This is a genomic window from Psychrobacter sp. TPE 89C (assembly GCF_055522395.1).
Map to the genome: position 1 here is coordinate 25,238 of NZ_JBVFXW010000028.1, position 20,063 is coordinate 45,300.

The window sequence follows — 20,063 nt, forward strand, 5'->3', positions numbered from 1 at the left end:
CTAGAAGACTCTCATTGAACTGAGTAACTTGCTTATTGAGTGACAAACAAAAAGCCCATAGCGAATTCGCTATGGGCTTTTTTTATTAACATCAAAAACGTCTATTTATATCACGCTGATAATACACGCTGAGCAATATCTCTATAATCTTGTGAATCTAATCTTGGTCCGAATTGCTGGATGATTTGTGCTGATATTTCGCTGGCAAGTCGACCACACTCTGGCAGACTATATTGCTGTGACAGCGCGTAGAGGAATGCACCAGCATAGTTGTCACCTGCACCATTGGTATCAATAACATTGGCAACTACTGGGGTAGCAACTTCATAAACCTCAACGTCTGAATGGTCATCAGATTTATGGGCGATGATAGCCCCATTGGCCCCATCAGTTACGACTGCAGTTTGGCAATATTCAAGCAAGGCACGTGCAGCAGCTTTAACTTGTTTTTTATCCGTAAACAATTTGGCTTCTTCACTGTTGCAAAATATAACGGCAACTTTATTACCAAGCATATTAAGCAAGCCATCTTTGGCAAATTGTACCACCGCAGGATCAGCAAAGCTCACCGCAATTTTTGCATTATGAATACCGGCTTGTTGGCGTAACTGAGTCATCGCTGGTTGGATGCTCTCAGACATCGCTAGATAACCTTCTAGATATAGCCAATCTGCTTGCGTCAACGCATCAAAATCTACATTATCAGCGACAATCTCACTTGAGGTGCCAAGATAAGTCTGCATGGTACGCTCGCCATCTTCGGTAACCGCGACTACGCATGAGCCGGTCACACCGCCTGCATGGATAGATTTATCTGAGGTAGCGACGCCTGCTTCGTGCAAGTCTCTGAGATAAAAGGCTCCTTGATCATCATCACCGACACGGCACGCATAAAAAGGCTTACCACCTAGACTGGCAAAGGCATACATCGCATTGGCAGCTGAGCCACCACCCGCTTGTTTTGATGGGTCAATGTTAGCAAGTTTAAAATACGCGAGTAATTGTTGTTGTTCTTCGATACCAGCCAGCGTCATATGACCTTTGGTCAGTTCTGTCTCATCTAATGCTGCATCAGACAGCACATATTCGTGATCAACCAACGCATTCCCTATCGCCATTACATCGTACATTGCTTACTTCTCCTCAATTAAGTGATAAACGCCCATTTTTATATTTAAAAGCTATTCAGCCTGTAGTTCAAGTAGGCGTTGATATAGCGCATTCTTTTTGACTCCTGTGATATCAGCGCCCAATGCCGCGGCTTTTTTGACCGATAAGTCTTCTAGCAATCTTTGCAATAATTTGTCATGGATACTGATGTCATCTGAATCCTGAGCCACATTCACGCCAGCGACGACAACGACTATTTCACCGCGCTGTTGATTGTCATCTGCTTTGACAAACTCAACCAAATCGCCAAGTGTACTCTTACGTACCGTCTCAAAGGTTTTGGTCAATTCACGGCAAAATGCGACTTCGCGATCTGTACCAAATATCGTTGCCATATCTTCTAAGCTGGCGATAATACGGTGCGGTGCTTCGTAAAATATCAGGGTTTCGGTACGAGCGATTAATGCGCTCAGTTGTTTTTGACGACCATGAGTTTTGGCTGGCAAAAATCCAATAAAGCTAAAGCGATCTGACGGCAATCCTGCGACTGATAGCGCGGCAATGGCAGCAGAGGCACCAACGATAGGTGACACGGTGACGCCAGCAGCATGTGCTGCTTGTACCAATTGATAACCAGGGTCGCTGACTAGTGGTGTTCCAGCATCACTAATCAAAGCGACCGAATGACCTTGCTCAATCATCTCAATAATCTTCGGTGTTTGAATCGCGCTATTGTGTTCATGATATGCCCACAGCTTATTGTGGCCTTTTTGCTTTGAAGTGGTTTCCGTATCGTCGGCAGCACTGTTTTCATTATGATGAGGTGTTGATGCTTTAGCATCGTCGGTTTTGCTGCCTTTGGTATCAATACCAAAGTGTGACAGCAGCTTACCTGAGGTACGGGTGTCTTCACAGGCAATGATGGCGACTTGCTTTAGGACATCAATCGCATGCGGCGTCATGTCGCTAAGATTACCAATCGGCGTGGCAACGATATATAGACAAGCTGGCATCGCGGTAGGAGTAGACATGAAAACCTCGGGTCATTAAAAAGAATATGGCACGGTTGCCTATACCGTCATCATCTATTGTATGTTTCAGCCAAATAGTAAGCGATTAAATACTTATCGATGACACAGCTAGGGCGTGCGAAAGTGGTTAGTTTAGCATGATGTGCTATGATAATTCTGAAATGTTAACCAGACCAATCGACATCATGGCGAACCATAAACCTTTGACACTCACTTCACCAAAACAGCGCCAAGGCAGCTTGTTTGAGCAGCACGCGTGTGAGTTTTTACAGGCACAAGGGTTAAAGCTAATTGTCCAAAATTGGCAGCAGCCAAAAGTGGGCGAGCTAGATTTGGTCATGATAGAAACAGGGCAAGCGTGGTCAACACTGTTGTTTATCGAAGTTCGCCAGCGTAAACGATCAGCATTTGGCGATGCCGCGCTGAGTGTGACGGCTAGCAAACAACGCAAAGTTATCACAGCTGCGCGCTATTTTTTGCAGCAGCATCCCGAATATAGCGATTATGAATGTCGGTTCGATGTGATTGCTTATAATACGGCTAGCAGTGTGAGCAAAAAAAACCAAAATATAGATACTCAACCAGAATGGTTTCAGGGTGCCTTCGTAGCAGAGGCATGGTGACAATATATGGAAGCAGTACGGGCTAAACAGCACATAGAATTTGGTATCCAGCTATCGTTACCAAAAACCTAACCGCCTTCAGCAAAAATTCAGTAAAGTAGCTATGTTATAAGTAGCTGTATTACAAGTTGTTATAAGCAGCTATGTTAGAGCGTATCATCAATTAGCGCATTTATACATTTAGTGGTCTTAAAATGGCTAAATTTTGCTAAACATCGTTAGAAATTTTGCCAATATGTACATATTCACGGCAATTTCTTCCTTGTTTATCTACAATTTTTCTCATTTTAAGCCTCATAATCTAATTGATGACACGCCCTAAAAGCCGTTAGATCGAAATTGTTCAATCCACTAAATTTATATAATCGTCAAAATCATGTCCTAAGAGGTAAATCATGACACGGATGCATCTGCGCACTGCTATTTTTAGCTCATCAAGCCGCACAGCGATTGGTATGATATTACTATCCAGTATCGCTGTTACTGGCTGTACGACCAACTATCTGACCAATAGCACAGAAGGCACGTATGGTGTGCCGATGACAGAGCGCACTATTCCGCAGCGTCTGCTTGATCGTAGTATCGAACACACTGCCAAAATCAATGTCTATGGTTTACAAGAAAACCTGCAACAGACCAGTCGTATGGGCATTGATAGCTTCAACAGTGAAGTGTTATTGACCGGTGAAGTGCCAACTGAAACCATTAAAACAGAGATAGAAAAAGTCGTTACCTCTATGCCTGATGTGCGCCGCGTTTATAACGAATTGAATGTCAGTGCCTCAAAAGGTTATAGCTCTACCGTGCAGGATGGTTATATCACCTCAAAATTGCTGGCAAAAGTGGCCGCTAGTAACGGTGTTAGTTCTTCACAGGTTAAGGCAGTGAGCGATAACGGTGTGGTTTATATTATGGGACGTATGACACCCACTCAACAGAGTAACCTCATTGATATTGCCAACACGACGGTCGGTGTGACGGAGCTGGTGCTACTGACGACAGTCGTGGATGATCGAGGGGTAAAGATAAACGAAGACGACATTATGACTGATAATAACTTGGGCAATGCTGATTCAGCACCAGTCGTTGAAGGTGCTGCCGCTGCTACTAATTTTAGTCCTAGCAACTCTGTAGGAAACAATAACGCCACGCCAGTTATAGTGACAGAAGTAGGTACAACAGGTGATCAGCCATCCTCTAGTCCTTACATCGATCTATATAAAGATCAGTAGTAAAGCCAAAGTTGATGAAGTAGTTATGTTGACAAAGCAGCCATTATTTATAAACCAGATAGATAAGTGATGGCTGTTAAGTGATTGGATTTTAATGACAAGAAGACTAAACAGCACTAACAGGAAAAACACGATAAATCCTGAGTGAGCCAGTAATATATAGACAGTCAGCAGTAGAACAGCCCGCCAAATAGTAAATGGTACTTTTAATGAATAATAGTAATTTTAGTGAATGATATTTTATAAAGTGGCTGTGGTAATGCTCATCATTGTTTATAAATATAATAGGAATACTGGTAAATGAAGGATTTAGAGAAACGCGCACAGCAGAGCGAAAACAATCATAGTAATACATCTAATGAACAAGCCTCTAATAGCAAAGCGTCTTATAAAAAGCCACGCACGCTAAAACTCACCGGAGCAGGATTCACAGCAGTACTAGCAATAGGTGGTATCGCGCTAGCGTCACATAGTGCGCAAGCTGTATCACCGCTGGCTATCGTCAATGGCATTACATCGAGTGGTGGCGTTGGCGTTAGTAAAGACATCCTCTACGGTGATGAGCCTTCACAAGATTTAGATATCTATTATCCTAAGCCTTTAGCCAAAGCGATGAAAGCCCAGACCGCGATTAACGATACTTATCCTATGGTCATGTTCGTCTATGGCGGCTCATGGGAGAACGGTACTAAAGAAGACTATGCTTTCGTCGGTAAGAGTCTGGCGCGAGCAGGCTACGTGACCGCGGTTATTAACTACCGGAAGGCACCCGAGCATCCATATCCTGATTATGTAGAAGACACGGCCAAAGCGATTGCATGGAGCTATAACAATGCCAAAAGCTTGCATGCAGATCCTCAGCGCATGGCTGTCATGGGACAATCAGCTGGCGCGTTCAATGCAGTTGCAGCCGTGTCTAACGAGGATTTTTTAGCGCCTTACGGCATCAAACCAAGTGATATCAAAGCAGTTGTTGGCATCGCAGGCCCTTATAGCTATGATTTTAGGAAGTTTGATAGTGCTACTGCTTTTCCTGCCGATGCGACTCCTGACCAAGTCATGCCCGATAGACAGCTAAAAGGTGAGCAGCCGCCTTATCTATTATTGACCGCTGAAAATGATAAGATTGTCTATGACACAAATACGGTCAATATGACAAAAGCGCTAAAAGACTATGGTGCTAAGGTGGAAGTCAGTGAAATAGAAGGTGCCAGTCATGCCACCAGTATCGGTGCGATGGCACCACCACTGCGTTGGTTGAACGATGTGCGCTCGCAAGTGCTGACATATCTAGATAAAGAGCTGAAGTAGTTTTAAGTACTAGGGCGTGTCCTCAATTCAATCGATAGTTATCTAAATGGGTTAAAAATGACTAAATCTTGCCAAACGGCGTCAAATAGCTGACTAATATCTCGATATTATCTGCGCTATTTTCCTTGTTTGACTTCGATTTATCTCATTTTTATCACCATTTTTAAAATGAGGACACGCCCTAATTACTTAAACATTTACTGCTTTTATTGTTCAGCAGGTATTGTATATATAGTTCAGATTTTCTTATACACAGACAGTGCTGTAAGATGCTCAAACTCTTGTTATAATACCTGCATTCAAAATAAAACCCTTTTTTACCGCTATTAACAGGATATTCTATGAGCATGAACGCTGACGATTTGATTGCCTTTTTACAAACACACTTCCCAGACGCTTTTATTCAAGCTGCCAATCAAGGTAATAAGTTTGATGTACGTGTGGTTGATGCCAGTTTTGAGGGCAAGCGTGCCGTTCAACGTCAACAAGCGATTTATGCATTGGTCAATGATAAGATTGCGAGTGGCGATATTCATGCGCTCAATATTCAAGCATTAACGCCTGCTGAATGGGATATCCAGTCAAAAGGCTAAACCATTATATATATGATTGAACATTTTAAACTAACCGTTTAGCTGGTTGGTTATAAGTTTAATTTTCACCATTTTTTACACTCATCGCTAGGTTGTCACCTCTATGGATCAATTTTTAATCACTGGTAGTAGTCGTATCGCAGGGGAAGTTACTATCTCAGGCGCCAAAAATGCCGCGTTGCCGTTACTTGCGGCTATGATATTAGCCGAGACTCCAACGACATTACACAATGTGCCATCGCTACAAGATGTGCGCACATTGATTGAATTGATCGGTGGCATGGGTATCAAAATCCAAAAACAGGGCGATACTGTTACGTGCGATACCAAAGATATCGATAATTTTTATGCACCGTATGATTTGGTCAAAACCATGCGTGCCTCAATTTTAGTATTAGGCCCATTGCTGGCGCGTTTTGGCGAAGCAGAAGTGTCATTGCCAGGCGGTTGTGCCATTGGTTCACGCCCTGTTGATCAGCATCTAAAAGCTTTTGAAGCGATGGGTGCTACGATTAGCGTAGAGAATGGTTATGTCATAGCGCAGGCACCAAAAGGTGGCAGGCTAATAGGTTGTAACTTCTCATTTGATATGATTACCGTGGGCGGTACTGAAAACGTAATCATGGCAGCAGCACTTGCTAAAGGCACGACTGTTTTAGGTAACTGTGCATTAGAGCCAGAAGTGGTTGATTTGGCCAATATGCTGGTGGCGATGGGCGCTAAAATAAGTGGTATCGGTACATCAGTCATGACCATTGAAGGCGTTGAACGCTTGCATGGTTGTGAGTATTCAGTTGTACCAGATCGTATCGAGACAGGTTCTTACCTTGCTGGCGCGTTGATGACTCGCGGTGATGTATTGACCAAAAATACATCTGCACTATTATTAACGCCAGTGTTAGAAAAATTTGAAGCCATGGGCGCCGTGATTACCACTGGTGATGATTGGATTCGTGCGCAGATGAAAGGCCGTCCATTGGCTGTTGATATTCGCACCCAACCACATCCAGGTTTTCCGACTGATATGCAGGCTCAATTGATGGCGATTAGCTGTCTTGCGGATGGCACGAGTACTTTTATCGAAAATATCTTTGAAAATCGCTATATGCATGTCCCTGAGCTTAATCGTTTAGGCGCTTCTATTCAGGTTGATGGTCATACTGCTGTGGTCAAAGGTGTTGAGAAATTTACTGCTGCACCAGTAATGGCGACTGATTTGCGTGCTTCTATGTCATTGGTCATGGCGGCGGCGACTGCTGAAGGCGAAAGCTTAATCGACCGTATTTACCATATTGATCGTGGCTACGAAGACGTCGAAAACAAACTGCGCGCGCTAGGTGTGAATATCGAACGTATTAATACCAACGATTAATATTAACTGGCTTATCCAGCACCAATTCTTCCATCACGGATGTAATTGGTGTTATCACGAAAAGCTCAGTAATATACAACTAAAAGCCCCTTTCAGTGGGGCTGTCAACTGTACATGGATACGATGTCATTATGACTGAAGCAACCAAAGCTTTACCAAACAGCGGTGTATTAAACGAAGTAAATGATGAGTTTTCAGGCTTAACATTGGCGTTATCAAAAGGCCGTATTCTAGAAGAAACCATGCCACTGCTACGCGCAGCTGGTGTTGAGTTGTTAGAAGACCCTGAAGCCTCGCGTAAACTTATTTTTCCAACCTCAAATCCCAATGTGCGTGTATTGATTTTGCGTGCCAGCGATGTGCCGACCTATGTAGAACACGGTGCGGCTGATTTTGGTGTGGCAGGTAAAGACGTTTTGCTTGAACATGGTGCCAATCATGTTTATGAGTTGTTGGATCTACAGATTGCTCAATGTAAGCTGATGACTGCTGGCGTAAAAGATGCGCCACTGCCAAATCGTCGCCTACGTATCGCCACCAAATACGTCAATGTGGCACGCGCTTACTTTGCTAGCCAAGGTCAGCAAGTAGATGTCATTAAGCTGTACGGCTCGATGGAGCTTGCCCCGTTGGTCGGTCTCGGTGATTTGATCGTGGATGTGGTCGATACTGGCAATACTTTACGTGCGAACGGGCTTGAAGCTCGTGATCACATTTGTGATGTTTCCTCTCGTCTTATCGTCAATCAAGTCAGCTATAAGCGTAAATTTGCGCTACTTGAGCCGATTTTAGATAGCTTTAAAAACAGTATTGCTAGTGCATCGTAAGCCACTGGCAATCATTGGTAATATAAAGCATGGTTATGCAAATTTTTAAACCAGTTTAGTGCTCTATGATAGATATAGCGTGCTAAACTGGTTTTTTCATATTTGCTTGTCAGAGAATAAAAGCCCAGTATAATCTGATATATAAGCCACTAAATTATTGTTAATATTCAATACACGCTACCACTACATTATTCATTTCAGCCATAGGATTAAGTCATGCGCCAACTAAGTACCCAAGATGCCGATTTTGACAGTCAATTGACAGAGTTGCTTGCTTTTGAAACCGTTAATGATGCCGACTTGTTGAAGACCGTTGATGACATCATCGCGCAAGTACGCCATGAGGGCGATAGTGTGGTATTAGCCTTGACTAAGAAATTTGATCAGCATCCAGCAACAACGATGCAAGAGCTAGAGCTATCCAAAGAATCACTTGCTGAGGCATTTGCCAATCTTGATGAGACCGTCAAGACGGCATTGACGACAGCGGCAACACGGGTACAGACATTTCATGAGCGCCAAGTACAAGAGACGTGGCAATATGAAGATGAGCTCGGCAATCGTCTCGGTCAAAAAGTCACACCGCTTGATCGTGTAGGTATTTATGTCCCTGGTGGTCTGGCCTCTTATCCATCGTCAGTATTGATGAACGCCATTCCTGCCAAAGTAGCAGGTGTCGCCGAAGTCATCATGGTCGTGCCAGCACCCAAAGGTATACTAAACCCATTGGTATTGGCAGCAGCGCATTTGGCACAGGTTGATCGTGTCTTTACTATTGGTGGTGCACAAGCTGTGGCCGCATTGGCTTATGGAACCGCGACAATTCCAGCAGTGGATAAAATTACGGGACCGGGCAACAAGTATGTGGCGGCTGCCAAACGTGCAGTATTCGGTCAAGTCGGCATCGATATGATTGCAGGCCCCTCTGAAGTACTGGTTTATGCAGAAGGTGAAGCGCAAGACCGTGCGGATTGGCTGGCGATGGATTTATTGTCACAAGCTGAGCATGACCGTATTGCCCAAGCTATTTTTGTGACGACTAGTGAAGAGCAGTTAGCTGAAGTTGCTGCTGAGATTGAAAAGGCATTGGCAGAATTGCCAAAAGCTGATATCGCTCGTGATTCATTGCAGAACCGTGGCGCGCTTATCTTAGTTAAAGACCGTCAAGAGGGTATTGCAGTGATCAATCGGGTGGCACCTGAGCATTTAGAATTGTCAGTAGACAATCCTGATGAGCTGCTCAATGATATTCGTCACGCTGGCGCTATCTTTATGGGCCGTCATACGCCTGAAGCGATTGGTGACTACTGTGCAGGTCCTAACCATGTGTTGCCAACTTCAGGCACGGCACGCTTTTCTTCGCCGCTGGGTGTCTATGACTTCCAAAAGAAATCTTCTATTATCTATTGTAGTGAAGCGGGCAGCAAACCATTGGCCGAAACGGCAGATATTTTAGCGCAGCGTGAGGACTTAGATGCCCATGCGCGCTCAGCTCGTTATCGTTATCAGTAATATATTTTGAATACTGTAAAATTTAATTTTGTCATTTCTTCTGACATCTTTTTTAATAATTTTTGTGGCTAATAGTAGGATAACTTATGAGTGAATTAAAGATAGACACGAGACTTTGGTCATCTAAAGCACGCAATTTGTCACCTTATACACCAGGTGAGCAGCCGCAACACGACAATTTATGCAAACTAAACACCAACGAAAACCCATTTCCACCTTCTCCAAAAGTAGGGGCAGCCATCGCTAAAGTGTTGGAACGTCAAGCAGATGATTTGCGCTTGTATCCAGCACCTGAGTCTGATGAATTGCGTAGTGCATTGGCAGGGTTATATAACCTCGATGTCAATCAAGTATTCGTCGGTAATGGCTCAGATGAAGTATTGGCGTTGGTGTTTGCTAGCTTTTTCCTAAAAGAGCGTCCTGTTTTAGCACCTGATATTAGTTATAGTTTCTATCCGGTATACGCGCATACCTTTGGTATCGAGCTGGTACAAATTGCCTTAGATGCTGATTTTAGTATCAGTCCAGATGCGTATCGTCAGCCTTGTAGCGGTATCATTATCGCCAATCCTAATGCCCCAACTGGATTGCTACTATCACTTGCGGATATCAGCAAATTGGCGAGTGAGCATTCTAATTCAGTGATCGTGATTGATGAAGCTTATATTGACTTTGCCCAGATAGAAGCGGATAGCTCAGATGCTACTGTCTCAGCCATAAGCTTACTCAATGATTATGACAATATTCTTGTGACGCAGACCTTTTCAAAGTCACGCTCGCTCGCTGGATTACGCGTCGGTATGGCCTTTGGTAATGCCTCATTGATTGAAGCATTGACCCGTATGAAAAATAGCTTTAATAGCTACCCATTAGACAAGTTAGCGCAAGCGGGTGCGACTGCCAGTGTCTTAGATGTTGAATACTTTGAGCAAACGCGTCAGCAGGTTATTGACCTGCGGGAGTCACTAACAGCAGATCTAGTAGCCTTGGACTATAAAGTGCTGCCGTCACACGCCAACTTTGTATTTGTACGTCCAAAAGAGGGCAATGCGAGTGCTGTGGCCAGTGCGTTACGTGAGCAGGGCATTATCGTTCGACATTTTAACAAACCGCGTATCAATGAGTACTTGCGTATTACCGTTGGTACAGCAGATCAGAATAGCCGTTTAATAGATGCCTTAAAAATATTACATGCTGATACTGAATTGGCTACGAATTAACGAATCGTCCCTGTTGTATTAATAATGACTAATAAAAGTAAAGCCTGCCAACATTGTGTTGAGCAGGCTTTACTTTTTTACTTCTTAAAACAATATCTATAGTCAAAGAAGTCTAAAATGGATATAAGGCAGCCGACCGAAGAATGTACTAGTAGTACATTTAGGGAGGGTAATGCTGTAGCCATTTAATAGTTCTCTGACTATAATTCTATTTGCTCAGATTCTTTTGGGCAAGAACTGATAGCAAATTACCCACTTTATCCAAACATTCTTGGTATTCAGCATCGCAGTCAGAAGCGATAGTAATACCACCTCCAGCCCATAAGCTGATGTGTTTTTCTCTATTCAAATCATTATGTGATGAAGCGTTGGCTTGCAGCGTACGAATCAGTACATTCCATTGACCACTACCATCAAAATTCATATAACCCATAGTGCCGCAATAGGCACCACGTGGTGCTGTTTCTAATTCAGATATAATCTCAACGGCACGTTTTTTTGGTGTACCAGTAATAGATCCCGCAGGTAAACTGCCAAACAATACTGCCAACGGATGGGTGTTTTCTTTGAGCTCAGCGGTGATGGTGCTAACCATATGATGCACATTACTAAAGCTTTCTATTGCAAATAGCTGTGGTACTTTTACGCTGCCAGTTTTGGCATATTTGCCTAAATCATTACGCAACAAATCGACAATCATCACATTTTCAGCACGATCTTTTTCACTATCACTTAGTTGGTTCTTATAGCGGTTATCTTGTTCATTCGTTGCACCACGCGGCATCGTACCTTTAATAGGCTTGGTGATGATGTGATGTTTACCAGTGCTAGTATCTTTTTTGAAGGTAAAAAATAACTCAGGTGAGCAGCTTAATAATTCAAACAGATTCGTAGGTATATTAGGAGTGTTTGTACTGTCATGCATGCCATTAATTGACAGGTATCCTGCAAAGGGCGCCTTTGTATTACGATATAGCATAGGTAAATAATCAATCAAATTAGATATTGATTGGGTATTGCTTGTTTTATGAGAGAGCTGACCGTGCCATTCTTGCGTCAGATTTATTTGATAGCAGTCGCCTTTTTGTAAGTAGTCTTGGGTGCGGTCAAATGCTTGCTGATAATCATGCTTGCCCCATCGTGCTTGCAATATTAAAGGAGCAGGTGTTGATGACTCAAGTTGTTTTTGACTCAGGCATGCGTCAGACAACGTTTTATCTATTCTGTCTAGATATGAGATAAGCGCTACGATAGCTTTGTTACTACACTCATCATCAACGGTTTTGCCTGAGCTGTTAGCCGTTGTATTGACGGTTAACTGCCAACCAGTTTTGCTGTTTTCTTTAGGTGACAGATAAATATCGTAATGACCCAATACCGCACAAGGCTGTGCTGCCAGTTCAATATTGGCAGCTGGACTCAGCTCATGAGCTGCAATGTCATAGCCGATAAACCCTATTAGGCCATGATGATAATTGGGATTTTCAGTGATATCAGTTGTCGATGTTCTGTCATCAGTTTCAGTCTCATAAGCTTGGCTGTAGGTCGTTAAGCTGTTTTGCCATTCCGCATAGCTCATATAAGCCGTTGTGATGGCATTACTATTATCAGCATCGTTAGTCGTTTCAACATCACGGCAATGTCGAATAACTTTATAAGTAGCTAATGGCGTATCAGGTAATGGATTATTAGCAGTATCAAAATAAACAGACCAGCTCATTTTAGGAAGTAAGCCGATTACGGGCCGTCCATTGTTATTCAGCCAAACAAGCTGCCAATTTGCTTTAGCATCTTGTGCTAGCAGATAACGCTGTAGGTGCGGCATTAATTCTGCGGCAGGCAGCTCACCAAAACGCCAGCTAGGATTAGTAGCTGGCGATAGGGCAGAATCTGTCTGCTTAGTAGTCTTATGATTTTTTTCGTGCATCGGTTACGCGTCGAACTTTTTGATGATTAGCGTTGCATTTGTACCACCAAAGCCAAAGCTGTTACTCATAAGTGTCTCAAGTTTCGTTTCACGCATTTGGGCGACGATATCAAAGCCTTCAGCAGCAGGGTCTAATTCTTCGATATTGATACTTGGTGCGATAAAGCCTTCTTGCAGCATTAGTAAGCAATATATTAATTCTTGAGCACCGACCGCACCTAAACTATGACCAGTCATAGACTTGGTTGAGCTAAGAGCAGGTACTTTACTAACATCACCACCGAACACTTTAGCAATTGCTTTAAGCTCAGTGATGTCACCTAAAGGCGTACTGGTACCATGAGTATTGATGTAGTCGACGCTGTCTAATCCAGCCTCGGCTAATGCTTGCTGCATACAGCGTACGGCACCTTCACCGCTTGGCGCTACCATTTCAGCACCATCAGAGCTAGCACCATAACCGACAATTTCAGCCAAGATATTAGCACCGCGCGCTTGTGCATGCTCTAGACTCTCTACGACTACCATCGCGCCACCCGCTGCAATCACAAAACCATCACGGTCTTTGTCATACGCGCGCGAGGATTGTTTAGGCGTGTCATTATATTGAGTACTCATCGCACCCATTGCATCAAACATGCATGATTGAGTCCAATGCTCAGCTTCACTACCACCTGCTAGGACGACATCGGCTTTGCCTAGTTGAATAAGCTCAGCAGCATGACCGATACAATGTGTTGAAGTCGCACAAGCAGAAGAGATAGAGTAGGAGATACCGTGGATTTTTAGACCTGTTGCGAGCGCTGCTGATACTGAGCTGCCCATAGTCTTAGGTACTGCCATTGCACCAACACCGCGCAGACCTTTTTCACGCATGGCGTCGACAGCAGCGACTACATTTTCTGTTGAAGCGCCACCAGAGCTGGCAACCACACCAACGCGTGGGTTTTGGCTAATAACATCAAGTGACAATCCAGATTGTTTGATGGCATCTAACGCACTAACATAAGCATAGAGACTGGCATCACTAAAAAACCTTTTAAGCTTACGGTCGATAGCAGACGTGTCCAGTACTGATTTATCAATACTACCACTTACCTGTGACTTAAACTCATGCTCAGCATAAGAGTCATTGAACGTAATACCAGACTGTCCTTGCTTAAGAGCAGCAGTAACAGTGGCTAAATCATGTCCGATACAAGAGACAATCCCTGCTCCAGTGATAACAACGCGGCGCATATTCTATTCCTTATAAATAACGATTTTTTGATAATTACTGTTAATAAATTATTTCTAATAACCGTTTTTAATATCTACTTCTATTATTTGACCTCAAACGTACCACTCTCTTATAACCACAATGTGTCAAAACAGTGTGTTAAAGAATATGTTAAAGAAAGAGTGTTTTTGAATATCAAATGCTTCTGTTGCAGCTATAATTGCTGTCATAATTAAACGATGTATTATTTATATGTATCGTCTAGATATACTGTTTAAAGGGTATTTTATAAATCCGAGTACAACTGTACTGTGAATTATGGCATATGATAACGTATCAGGCGTCCAAAATCTTTGTACAAGTGCAAAATAACGACAAAATAGCACTGAAGGTTAAGGGTTATCCAAAAATTAAATCTATCAAAGGTGATCTGAACAGGGTAGTCGTCGATAAATCGACCAGAGACATATGAGGCTGTGCTTGAATATAACTGAACAAATAAACTTTAACATAGCATCAACTAGTGATTCAGTTATACTTTTAGATACAAAGTTTGTAATGGCGATAACATTGTTCGCACTGACACTGAATATAGTCATTCGCTAAGATAGCATATCAATTATAAGTAAAAATCTATTATTATAAAATCAATCACCACATTAAGGACATCACGATGGCAAAGCGTAGCATTCTTTCTAAAAGCATTAAAACAGTTGGCTCTCTGACCCGTAATAATCTAGAGCGCATGGGTGCAATCATTGACGGTGTCAATGCTAAAACAAGCAAGCCGCGTCAATACAAAGCGGTTAACTTGGGCGACGAAGACTATCAGCAAGACTTGTTTCGTCAGCAAACACTTAAAGCGACTCAGCAGTTACTAGGGCCACGTTTTGCTACTTATGGCAAATATGCCAAAAAAGTAGTACCAAATAGCTTTTTTCAGACAACCGTTGATGGAGCGTTTGCGCAAATAGCAAAGCTCGCGTCTAACTGGAGTCAGATTGATCTGCCTAGTGAGCATCGTTTTGCCAATATCGCCAGTCTAGATGACGAAGAGCGTTACGCATTAGCTACTGATATCGCCAATCAAAACCGCGCACTTGCGACAATAGGTGGTTTGACAGGTTTAGCAGGTCTGCCAGGATTGTTAGCTGATACATTGTGGTTGTTACTAGTATCATTACGTACCGTCTATCAATTGGCTGCTGTCTATAACAAACCGTTGACAGGCAGCCAAGGTATCAAGATGGCTTATGAATTGCTATCAAATGCAGACCTAAGCAAGATGCAAGAAAAACAAGCATTGCTTGCTGGTATCGGTATTGGTAAAGGCTTGCTTGATAATGCACAAAATAGTGGTTTGCATAACGAGCTCAAAAACCTAGGCCTGAAAAACAAAAACGTTAATTTTTATGCAGAACAAGTTGATAATATCGCCAGTCAGGTTGGTATTGATTTGGATCAAATCAACTTATCATGGGTACGCCGTTTCTTACCGGCCACAGCGGTCGTCATTGGTATGCACTATAACAGCCAGTTAATTGATGAAGTAATCGGCGTGGCTCAAGCGACTTTCGCACCAGAAGCCAAGCTGGCAAATCGTGCAATTACGGATGATAGCAGTAGCGAAGCAAAAGTAGACAAAGCGGCTAGCAGCGATGAGCAAGAAAATACTGACAATCATACCAAAGATAGCAATACTGAAAATAAAGATGGCACAGACGAGCAAGATGAATCATCTGATAGCTCGTCAAGCGCCGCAAAAGATAAGTCTGCTGATAAGCAAAGTAAATAAAGACAATTTAAACATCTCTATTTTTTAGTTTTCTATATAAGGTTGCGTTTATAAGTCATTATAGGCCAATCGCTAACTATTAATATTGGTGGTATTATCTTTTAACTCTTGAAAATTTAGATAATATCGCCATTTACTTATTATAGATGTCTATTTATCACCAAACATCTTATTCAGACCACATGTGATATTGTTTTTATGCCACGTTTAGTGGCTTATTTTTTAGTTGGCTTTGAATTAAAGGCAGCTAAGTGGGTACAGCAACAGGCTGAATGCATATCTATCAAATGTTGTAAAGTACAATCACTCATAAGTGGTTGAAATAGCAGCAACAACTCTTTATAATACACTGTCCTAAAAATGGGTGCTCCGAAAATCTGTCATTAACGTCAGATGGATGGTGCATTACCCCATTTTTTTGTTTTATACCAAACGGGAGAAGGATGCCTCATGGCAACAACTAACCAATTGATTCGTAAAGGTCGCAAAACCATCAAGGAAAAGTCAAAAGTTCCTGCGTTGGAAGCGTGCCCACAGCGTCGCGGCGTATGCACTCGTGTATATACTACGACTCCTAAAAAACCTAACTCAGCCATGCGTAAAGTATGTCGTGTACGTTTGACTTCAGGCTATGAAGTATCAAGCTACATCGGCGGCGAAGGTCATAACCTACAAGAGCACAGTGTTGTTCTTATCCGTGGTGGTCGTGTAAAAGATCTACCAGGTGTACGTTATCACACCGTTCGTGGTGCATTGGATTGCGCAGGCGTAAAAGACCGTAAGCAAGGTCGTTCTAAATATGGTGCTAAGAAGCCTAAAGTTTAATAACTAATCGTTATTAGATAAGCTTTTTATACCAAACATTAACTGTGCATGGGTCTGGTGTTGACAGTATTATTAAATTAGTAATTCACTGTTAAAACATACCGCCGTGCAGTAAGGCTGACTGACAACTCGATATAACGCCACCTGATTAATAACTGGTGCGAGATTGTGAATGTCAGACACTCCTGAAGACAAGGAAATTTATTATGCCAAGACGTCGCGTCGTTGCTACCCGTGAGATCCTACCGGATCCTAAGTTTGGTAGCCAAACTGTTGCAAAATTCATCAACCATGTAATGAGTCATGGTAAAAAATCTACTGCTGAGCGTATCGTTTACGGTGCACTTGAAACAGTAAGCGAAAAACGTAAAATCGAAGATCCAGTATCTTTCTTCGAAGACGTTTTAGAAAATGTACGCCCAATGGTAGAAGTGAAAGCTCGCCGTGTTGGTGGTGCAACCTACCAAGTACCAATGGAAGTACGCCCCTCCCGTCGTACTGCATTGGCTATGCGTTGGATAGCTGAAGCTGCTGCTAAGCGTTCTGAGAAATCAATGGCACTGCGTTTAGCAGGCGAATTGAATGATGCTGCTGATGGCAAAGGCGCTGCTATGAAAAAGCGTGACGAAGTTCACCGCATGGCAGATGCTAACAAAGCATTCTCTCATTACCGCTTCTAAGCTACTGTTTACTAGTAGCTTTAGACTGGTTGGCTAAAGTTAACCAGTCTTACACTGTTATTTATTCTATTGATTGCCGCCATCATTTATTTAGTTGCTAATAGTCAAAAGCTATTTACAACTAAGATGGCGGACATCTATCAAGATGCTTCTCTAAAAAGACACTATTTAACTATTAACTAGGTTTAACGAGAGAGTATCCCAAATTTGATACCACACTATTCTTAGTATTTGCTCTTTTTTTGTCCGTATTAGGCTTAATAATCAGTAAGTAATATTACGAAGCTGTCCGCTTTGTCATAGAGTATGAGGTAGAGACACAATACATTATTATATACACGACTTTTCCTAGGAAAACACTATGGCTCGTAAAACTCCCCTAAAACGCTATCGCAATATTGGTATCTCAGCGCACATCGATGCTGGTAAGACAACCACTACCGAACGTGTTTTATTCTATACCGGTGTTAGCCACAAAATTGGCGAAGTACATGATGGCGCAGCCACCATGGACTGGATGGAGCAAGAACAAGAGCGTGGTATTACTATCACCTCAGCGGCAACTACTTGCTTTTGGTCAGGTATGGCAAAACAGTTTGATGAACATCGTATCAATATCATTGACACCCCAGGTCACGTTGACTTCACGATCGAAGTTGAACGTTCTATGCGTGTACTTGATGGCGCTTGCATGGTTTACTGTGCAGTAGGCGGCGTTCAGCCACAGTCTGAGACTGTTTGGCGTCAAGCTAACAAATATAAAGTTCCACGCCTTGCATTCGTAAACAAAATGGATCGCGTTGGTGCTGATTTCTATCGTGTTATCGAACAGATCAAAACTCGTCTTGGCGGCAAACCAGTACCATTGGTTATCCCAATTGGTAAAGAAGAAGATTTTGAAGGTGTTATCGATCTAGTAACCATGAAAGCTATCTATTGGGACGAAGCGTCTCAAGGCATGGAATACGACGAGCGCGATATTCCAACTGAACTACAAGACAAAGCCGCAGAATATCGCGAGTATCTAGTAGAAAGTGCTGCTGAAGCAAACGAAGAGCTCATGAATGAGTATCTAGAAAACGGTGAATTGACTATAGATCAAATTAACAGCGCTATCCGTGATTTGACTATTGACAACCAAATCATCCCATTGCTTTGTGGTACTGCCTTTAAGAACAAAGGTGTACAGAAGATGTTGGATGCGGTTATTCAGTATCTTCCAGCACCAATGGATGTACCTGCTATCCGCGGTATCCTTGATGACAAAGATGAATCAGAAGGCTTCCGTGAAGCATCTGATGATGTACCGTTCTCAGCTTTAGCATTCAAAATCATGAATGACAAATTCGTTGGTAACTTAACCTTCGTTCGTGTTTATTCAGGTGTTTTGACTCAGGGCAGCAGTGTATATAACCCAGTTAAGATGAAGCGTGAGCGCGTTGGCCGTATCGTACAGATGATGGCTAACTCTCAAGAAGAGTTACAAGAAATTCGTACTGGTGATATCGCTGCATTGGTTGGTATGAAAGACGTAACTACTGGTGATACGCTATGTGATGAGCAAAATGTTATCACGCTTGAGCGCATGGAATTCCCAGATCCAGTTATCAGCCTAGCGGTTGAACCTAAGACTAAAGCTGACCAAGAAAGAATGTCAATTGCTTTAGGTCGTTTGGCTAAAGAAGATCCATCGTTCCGTGTACACACTGATGAAGAATCTGGTCAGACAATCATTAGTGGTATGGGTGAGCTGCATTTAGAAATTCTTGTTGACCGTATGAAGCGTGAATTCAACGTTGAAGCTAACATCGGTGCACCACAGGTTGCTTATCGTGAAACGATTCGTAACACTGTTGAACAAGAAGGCAAATTCGTACGTCAAACAGGTGGTCGTGGTAAGTTCGGTCATGTTTGGTTACGTCTTGAGCCACTTGATCCAGCTGGCGATACTGAGTATGAATTCGCTGAAGAAGTTGTTGGTGGTACTGTACCAAAAGAATTCCATGGTGCCGTTGATAAAGGTATCCAAGAGCGCATGAAAAATGGCGTACTTGCTGGTTACCCAGTAGTTGGCGTAAAAGCGACCTTGTATGATGGTTCTTATCATGATGTCGATTCTGATGAATTGTCATTCAAGATGGCTGGTTCTATGGCCTTTAGAAAAGGTTTCATGGCAGCTGACCCAGCACTACTTGAGCCAGTAATGAAAGTAGAAGTTGAAACGCCTGAAGATTACATGGGTGACATCATGGGCGATCTTAGCCGTCGTCGTGGTTTAGTACAGGGTATGGAAGACTTACCTGGCGGTACTAAACAGATTCGTGCTGAAGTACCATTAGCGGAAATGTTTGGTTATGCCACACAAATGCGCTCAATGTCACAAGGCCGTGCTACTTATTCAATGGAATTCCAAAAGTACGCTGAGATTCCAAAATCAGTTGCTGCTGAAATCATCTCTAAGTTCAACAATAAAGATGATGACGAGTAAGTAAAAATTTATTAAAGACGGCAATATAGCTAATATCATTATATTGTCATCGAAAAATACGCCAATAACTTGTTAAAAGACTTGTTATTGGCTGTTATTTTCTTATAATATCTGCACATTAGTATGTGTGATTTTTTAACAATTATCTTAATGAGGTCAAGATTGCCTTAGTTGTCGTATTTATACGAGCCAAGCATTTGATCCCAAAAAAAGAGGAAATACCCATGGCAAAGGCCAAGTTTGAACGTCTAAAACCGCATGTCAACGTTGGTACCATCGGACACGTTGACCACGGTAA

General features: G+C 42.6%; 16 protein-coding genes and 1 pseudogene. 13 read left to right on the forward strand and 4 right to left on the reverse strand.

The genetic code is table 11. The features are described 5' to 3' along the window. Window positions 1-110 precede the first annotated feature (110 nt). Together ACZW67_RS09565 and rsmI are read right to left on the reverse strand one after the other, a co-directional pair. Window positions 111-1,130, reverse strand: coding sequence for an adenosine kinase (locus tag ACZW67_RS09565; RefSeq protein WP_465183068.1), 1,020 nt, complete (start codon window positions 1,128-1,130; stop codon window positions 111-113). Between the two features lie 51 nt (window positions 1,131-1,181). Further along, the gene (gene rsmI / locus ACZW67_RS09570; RefSeq protein ID WP_465183069.1) at window positions 1,182-2,141 is read right to left on the reverse strand and encodes a 16S rRNA (cytidine(1402)-2'-O)-methyltransferase; all 960 of its coding nucleotides are present in this window, start codon (window positions 2,139-2,141) and stop codon (window positions 1,182-1,184) included. A gap of 137 nt (window positions 2,142-2,278) precedes the next feature. Between rsmI and ACZW67_RS09575 the strand changes: the two genes are divergently transcribed. The 8 genes from ACZW67_RS09575 to hisC all read left to right on the forward strand — a co-directional run bounded on the left by ACZW67_RS09575 (window position 2,279) and on the right by hisC (window position 10,831). Beyond that, the gene (locus ACZW67_RS09575) at window positions 2,279-2,764 is read left to right on the forward strand and encodes a YraN family protein (RefSeq protein ID WP_465183070.1); all 486 of its coding nucleotides are present in this window, start codon (window positions 2,279-2,281) and stop codon (window positions 2,762-2,764) included. 395 nt (window positions 2,765-3,159) lie between these two features. Next, window positions 3,160-3,996: a BON domain-containing protein gene (locus ACZW67_RS09580; protein WP_465183071.1), complete on the forward strand. Its 837-nt coding sequence runs from the start codon at window positions 3,160-3,162 to the stop codon at window positions 3,994-3,996. Between the two features lie 300 nt (window positions 3,997-4,296). Further along, window positions 4,297-5,307 carry an alpha/beta hydrolase gene (locus ACZW67_RS09585; RefSeq protein ID WP_465183072.1) on the forward strand — a complete coding sequence of 337 codons (1,011 nt, stop codon included), beginning with the start codon at window positions 4,297-4,299 and terminating at the stop codon, window positions 5,305-5,307. A gap of 347 nt (window positions 5,308-5,654) precedes the next feature. Continuing rightward, the gene (locus ACZW67_RS09590) at window positions 5,655-5,900 is read left to right on the forward strand and encodes a BolA/IbaG family iron-sulfur metabolism protein (RefSeq protein WP_181416327.1); all 246 of its coding nucleotides are present in this window, start codon (window positions 5,655-5,657) and stop codon (window positions 5,898-5,900) included. A gap of 103 nt (window positions 5,901-6,003) precedes the next feature. Next, window positions 6,004-7,272: a UDP-N-acetylglucosamine 1-carboxyvinyltransferase gene (murA, locus tag ACZW67_RS09595; protein ID WP_197102461.1), complete on the forward strand. Its 1,269-nt coding sequence runs from the start codon at window positions 6,004-6,006 to the stop codon at window positions 7,270-7,272. A gap of 131 nt (window positions 7,273-7,403) precedes the next feature. Beyond that, window positions 7,404-8,099, forward strand: coding sequence for an ATP phosphoribosyltransferase (hisG, locus tag ACZW67_RS09600; protein WP_465183073.1), 696 nt, complete (start codon window positions 7,404-7,406; stop codon window positions 8,097-8,099). 216 nt (window positions 8,100-8,315) lie between these two features. Continuing rightward, the gene (gene hisD / locus ACZW67_RS09605; protein ID WP_465183074.1) at window positions 8,316-9,611 is read left to right on the forward strand and encodes a histidinol dehydrogenase; all 1,296 of its coding nucleotides are present in this window, start codon (window positions 8,316-8,318) and stop codon (window positions 9,609-9,611) included. Window positions 9,612-9,697: 86 nt separating this feature from the next. Further along, window positions 9,698-10,831, forward strand: coding sequence for a histidinol-phosphate transaminase (hisC, locus tag ACZW67_RS09610; protein WP_465183075.1), 1,134 nt, complete (start codon window positions 9,698-9,700; stop codon window positions 10,829-10,831). Between the two features lie 208 nt (window positions 10,832-11,039). On the opposite strand, the gene ACZW67_RS09615 is transcribed toward hisC, so the two are convergent. Together ACZW67_RS09615 and ACZW67_RS09620 are read right to left on the reverse strand one after the other, a co-directional pair. Continuing rightward, the gene (locus ACZW67_RS09615) at window positions 11,040-12,758 is read right to left on the reverse strand and encodes an anthranilate synthase component I family protein (protein WP_465183076.1); all 1,719 of its coding nucleotides are present in this window, start codon (window positions 12,756-12,758) and stop codon (window positions 11,040-11,042) included. Between the two features lie 3 nt (window positions 12,759-12,761). Next, complete coding sequence (locus tag ACZW67_RS09620; protein WP_465183077.1) at window positions 12,762-13,997, reverse strand: beta-ketoacyl-ACP synthase II; 1,236 nt, start codon at window positions 13,995-13,997, stop codon at window positions 12,762-12,764. A 653-nt stretch (window positions 13,998-14,650) separates the two neighbouring features. Between ACZW67_RS09620 and ACZW67_RS09625 the strand changes: the two genes are divergently transcribed. The 5 genes and pseudogenes from ACZW67_RS09625 to ACZW67_RS09645 all read left to right on the forward strand — a co-directional run. After that, a complete protein-coding gene (locus ACZW67_RS09625) occupies window positions 14,651-15,772 on the forward strand; it encodes an EcsC family protein (RefSeq protein WP_465183078.1) in 1,122 nt (373 codons plus the stop codon). Between the two features lie 450 nt (window positions 15,773-16,222). After that, on the forward strand, window positions 16,223-16,597 hold the full coding sequence (rpsL, locus tag ACZW67_RS09630) for a 30S ribosomal protein S12 (protein ID WP_011281154.1): 375 nt from the start codon (window positions 16,223-16,225) through the stop codon (window positions 16,595-16,597). Window positions 16,598-16,803: 206 nt separating this feature from the next. Further along, window positions 16,804-17,277, forward strand: a complete 474-nt coding sequence (gene rpsG, locus ACZW67_RS09635; RefSeq protein ID WP_110924207.1) for a 30S ribosomal protein S7 — start codon at window positions 16,804-16,806, stop codon at window positions 17,275-17,277. Between the two features lie 361 nt (window positions 17,278-17,638). Further along, on the forward strand, window positions 17,639-19,765 hold the full coding sequence (gene fusA, locus ACZW67_RS09640) for an elongation factor G (protein WP_465183079.1): 2,127 nt from the start codon (window positions 17,639-17,641) through the stop codon (window positions 19,763-19,765). Between the two features lie 224 nt (window positions 19,766-19,989). Then, window positions 19,990-20,063 (forward strand): annotated as a pseudogene (locus tag ACZW67_RS09645) (hypothetical protein); the annotation flags it as partial.

Bases quoted from the DNA above. Each gene is read 5' to 3' on its own strand.
- ACZW67_RS09580 (WP_465183071.1), top strand. From the start codon at position 3,160: ATGACACGGATGCATCTGCGCACTGCTATTTTTAGCTCATCAAGCCGC.
- hisC (WP_465183075.1), top strand. From the start codon at position 9,698: ATGAGTGAATTAAAGATAGACACGAGACTTTGGTCATCTAAAGCACGC.
- ACZW67_RS09585 (WP_465183072.1), top strand. From the start codon at position 4,297: ATGAAGGATTTAGAGAAACGCGCACAGCAGAGCGAAAACAATCATAGT.
- ACZW67_RS09590 (WP_181416327.1), top strand. From the start codon at position 5,655: ATGAACGCTGACGATTTGATTGCCTTTTTACAAACACACTTCCCAGAC.
- rpsG (WP_110924207.1), top strand. From the start codon at position 16,804: ATGCCAAGACGTCGCGTCGTTGCTACCCGTGAGATCCTACCGGATCCT.
- ACZW67_RS09615 (WP_465183076.1), bottom strand. From the start codon at position 12,758: ATGCACGAAAAAAATCATAAGACTACTAAGCAGACAGATTCTGCCCTA.
- ACZW67_RS09575 (WP_465183070.1), top strand. From the start codon at position 2,279: ATGATGTGCTATGATAATTCTGAAATGTTAACCAGACCAATCGACATC.
- rpsL (WP_011281154.1), top strand. From the start codon at position 16,223: ATGGCAACAACTAACCAATTGATTCGTAAAGGTCGCAAAACCATCAAG.
- hisD (WP_465183074.1), top strand. From the start codon at position 8,316: ATGCGCCAACTAAGTACCCAAGATGCCGATTTTGACAGTCAATTGACA.
- ACZW67_RS09625 (WP_465183078.1), top strand. From the start codon at position 14,651: ATGGCAAAGCGTAGCATTCTTTCTAAAAGCATTAAAACAGTTGGCTCT.
- ACZW67_RS09565 (WP_465183068.1), bottom strand. From the start codon at position 1,130: ATGTACGATGTAATGGCGATAGGGAATGCGTTGGTTGATCACGAATAT.
- murA (WP_197102461.1), top strand. From the start codon at position 6,004: ATGGATCAATTTTTAATCACTGGTAGTAGTCGTATCGCAGGGGAAGTT.
- rsmI (WP_465183069.1), bottom strand. From the start codon at position 2,141: ATGTCTACTCCTACCGCGATGCCAGCTTGTCTATATATCGTTGCCACG.
- ACZW67_RS09620 (WP_465183077.1), bottom strand. From the start codon at position 13,997: ATGCGCCGCGTTGTTATCACTGGAGCAGGGATTGTCTCTTGTATCGGA.
- hisG (WP_465183073.1), top strand. From the start codon at position 7,404: ATGACTGAAGCAACCAAAGCTTTACCAAACAGCGGTGTATTAAACGAA.
- fusA (WP_465183079.1), top strand. From the start codon at position 17,639: ATGGCTCGTAAAACTCCCCTAAAACGCTATCGCAATATTGGTATCTCA.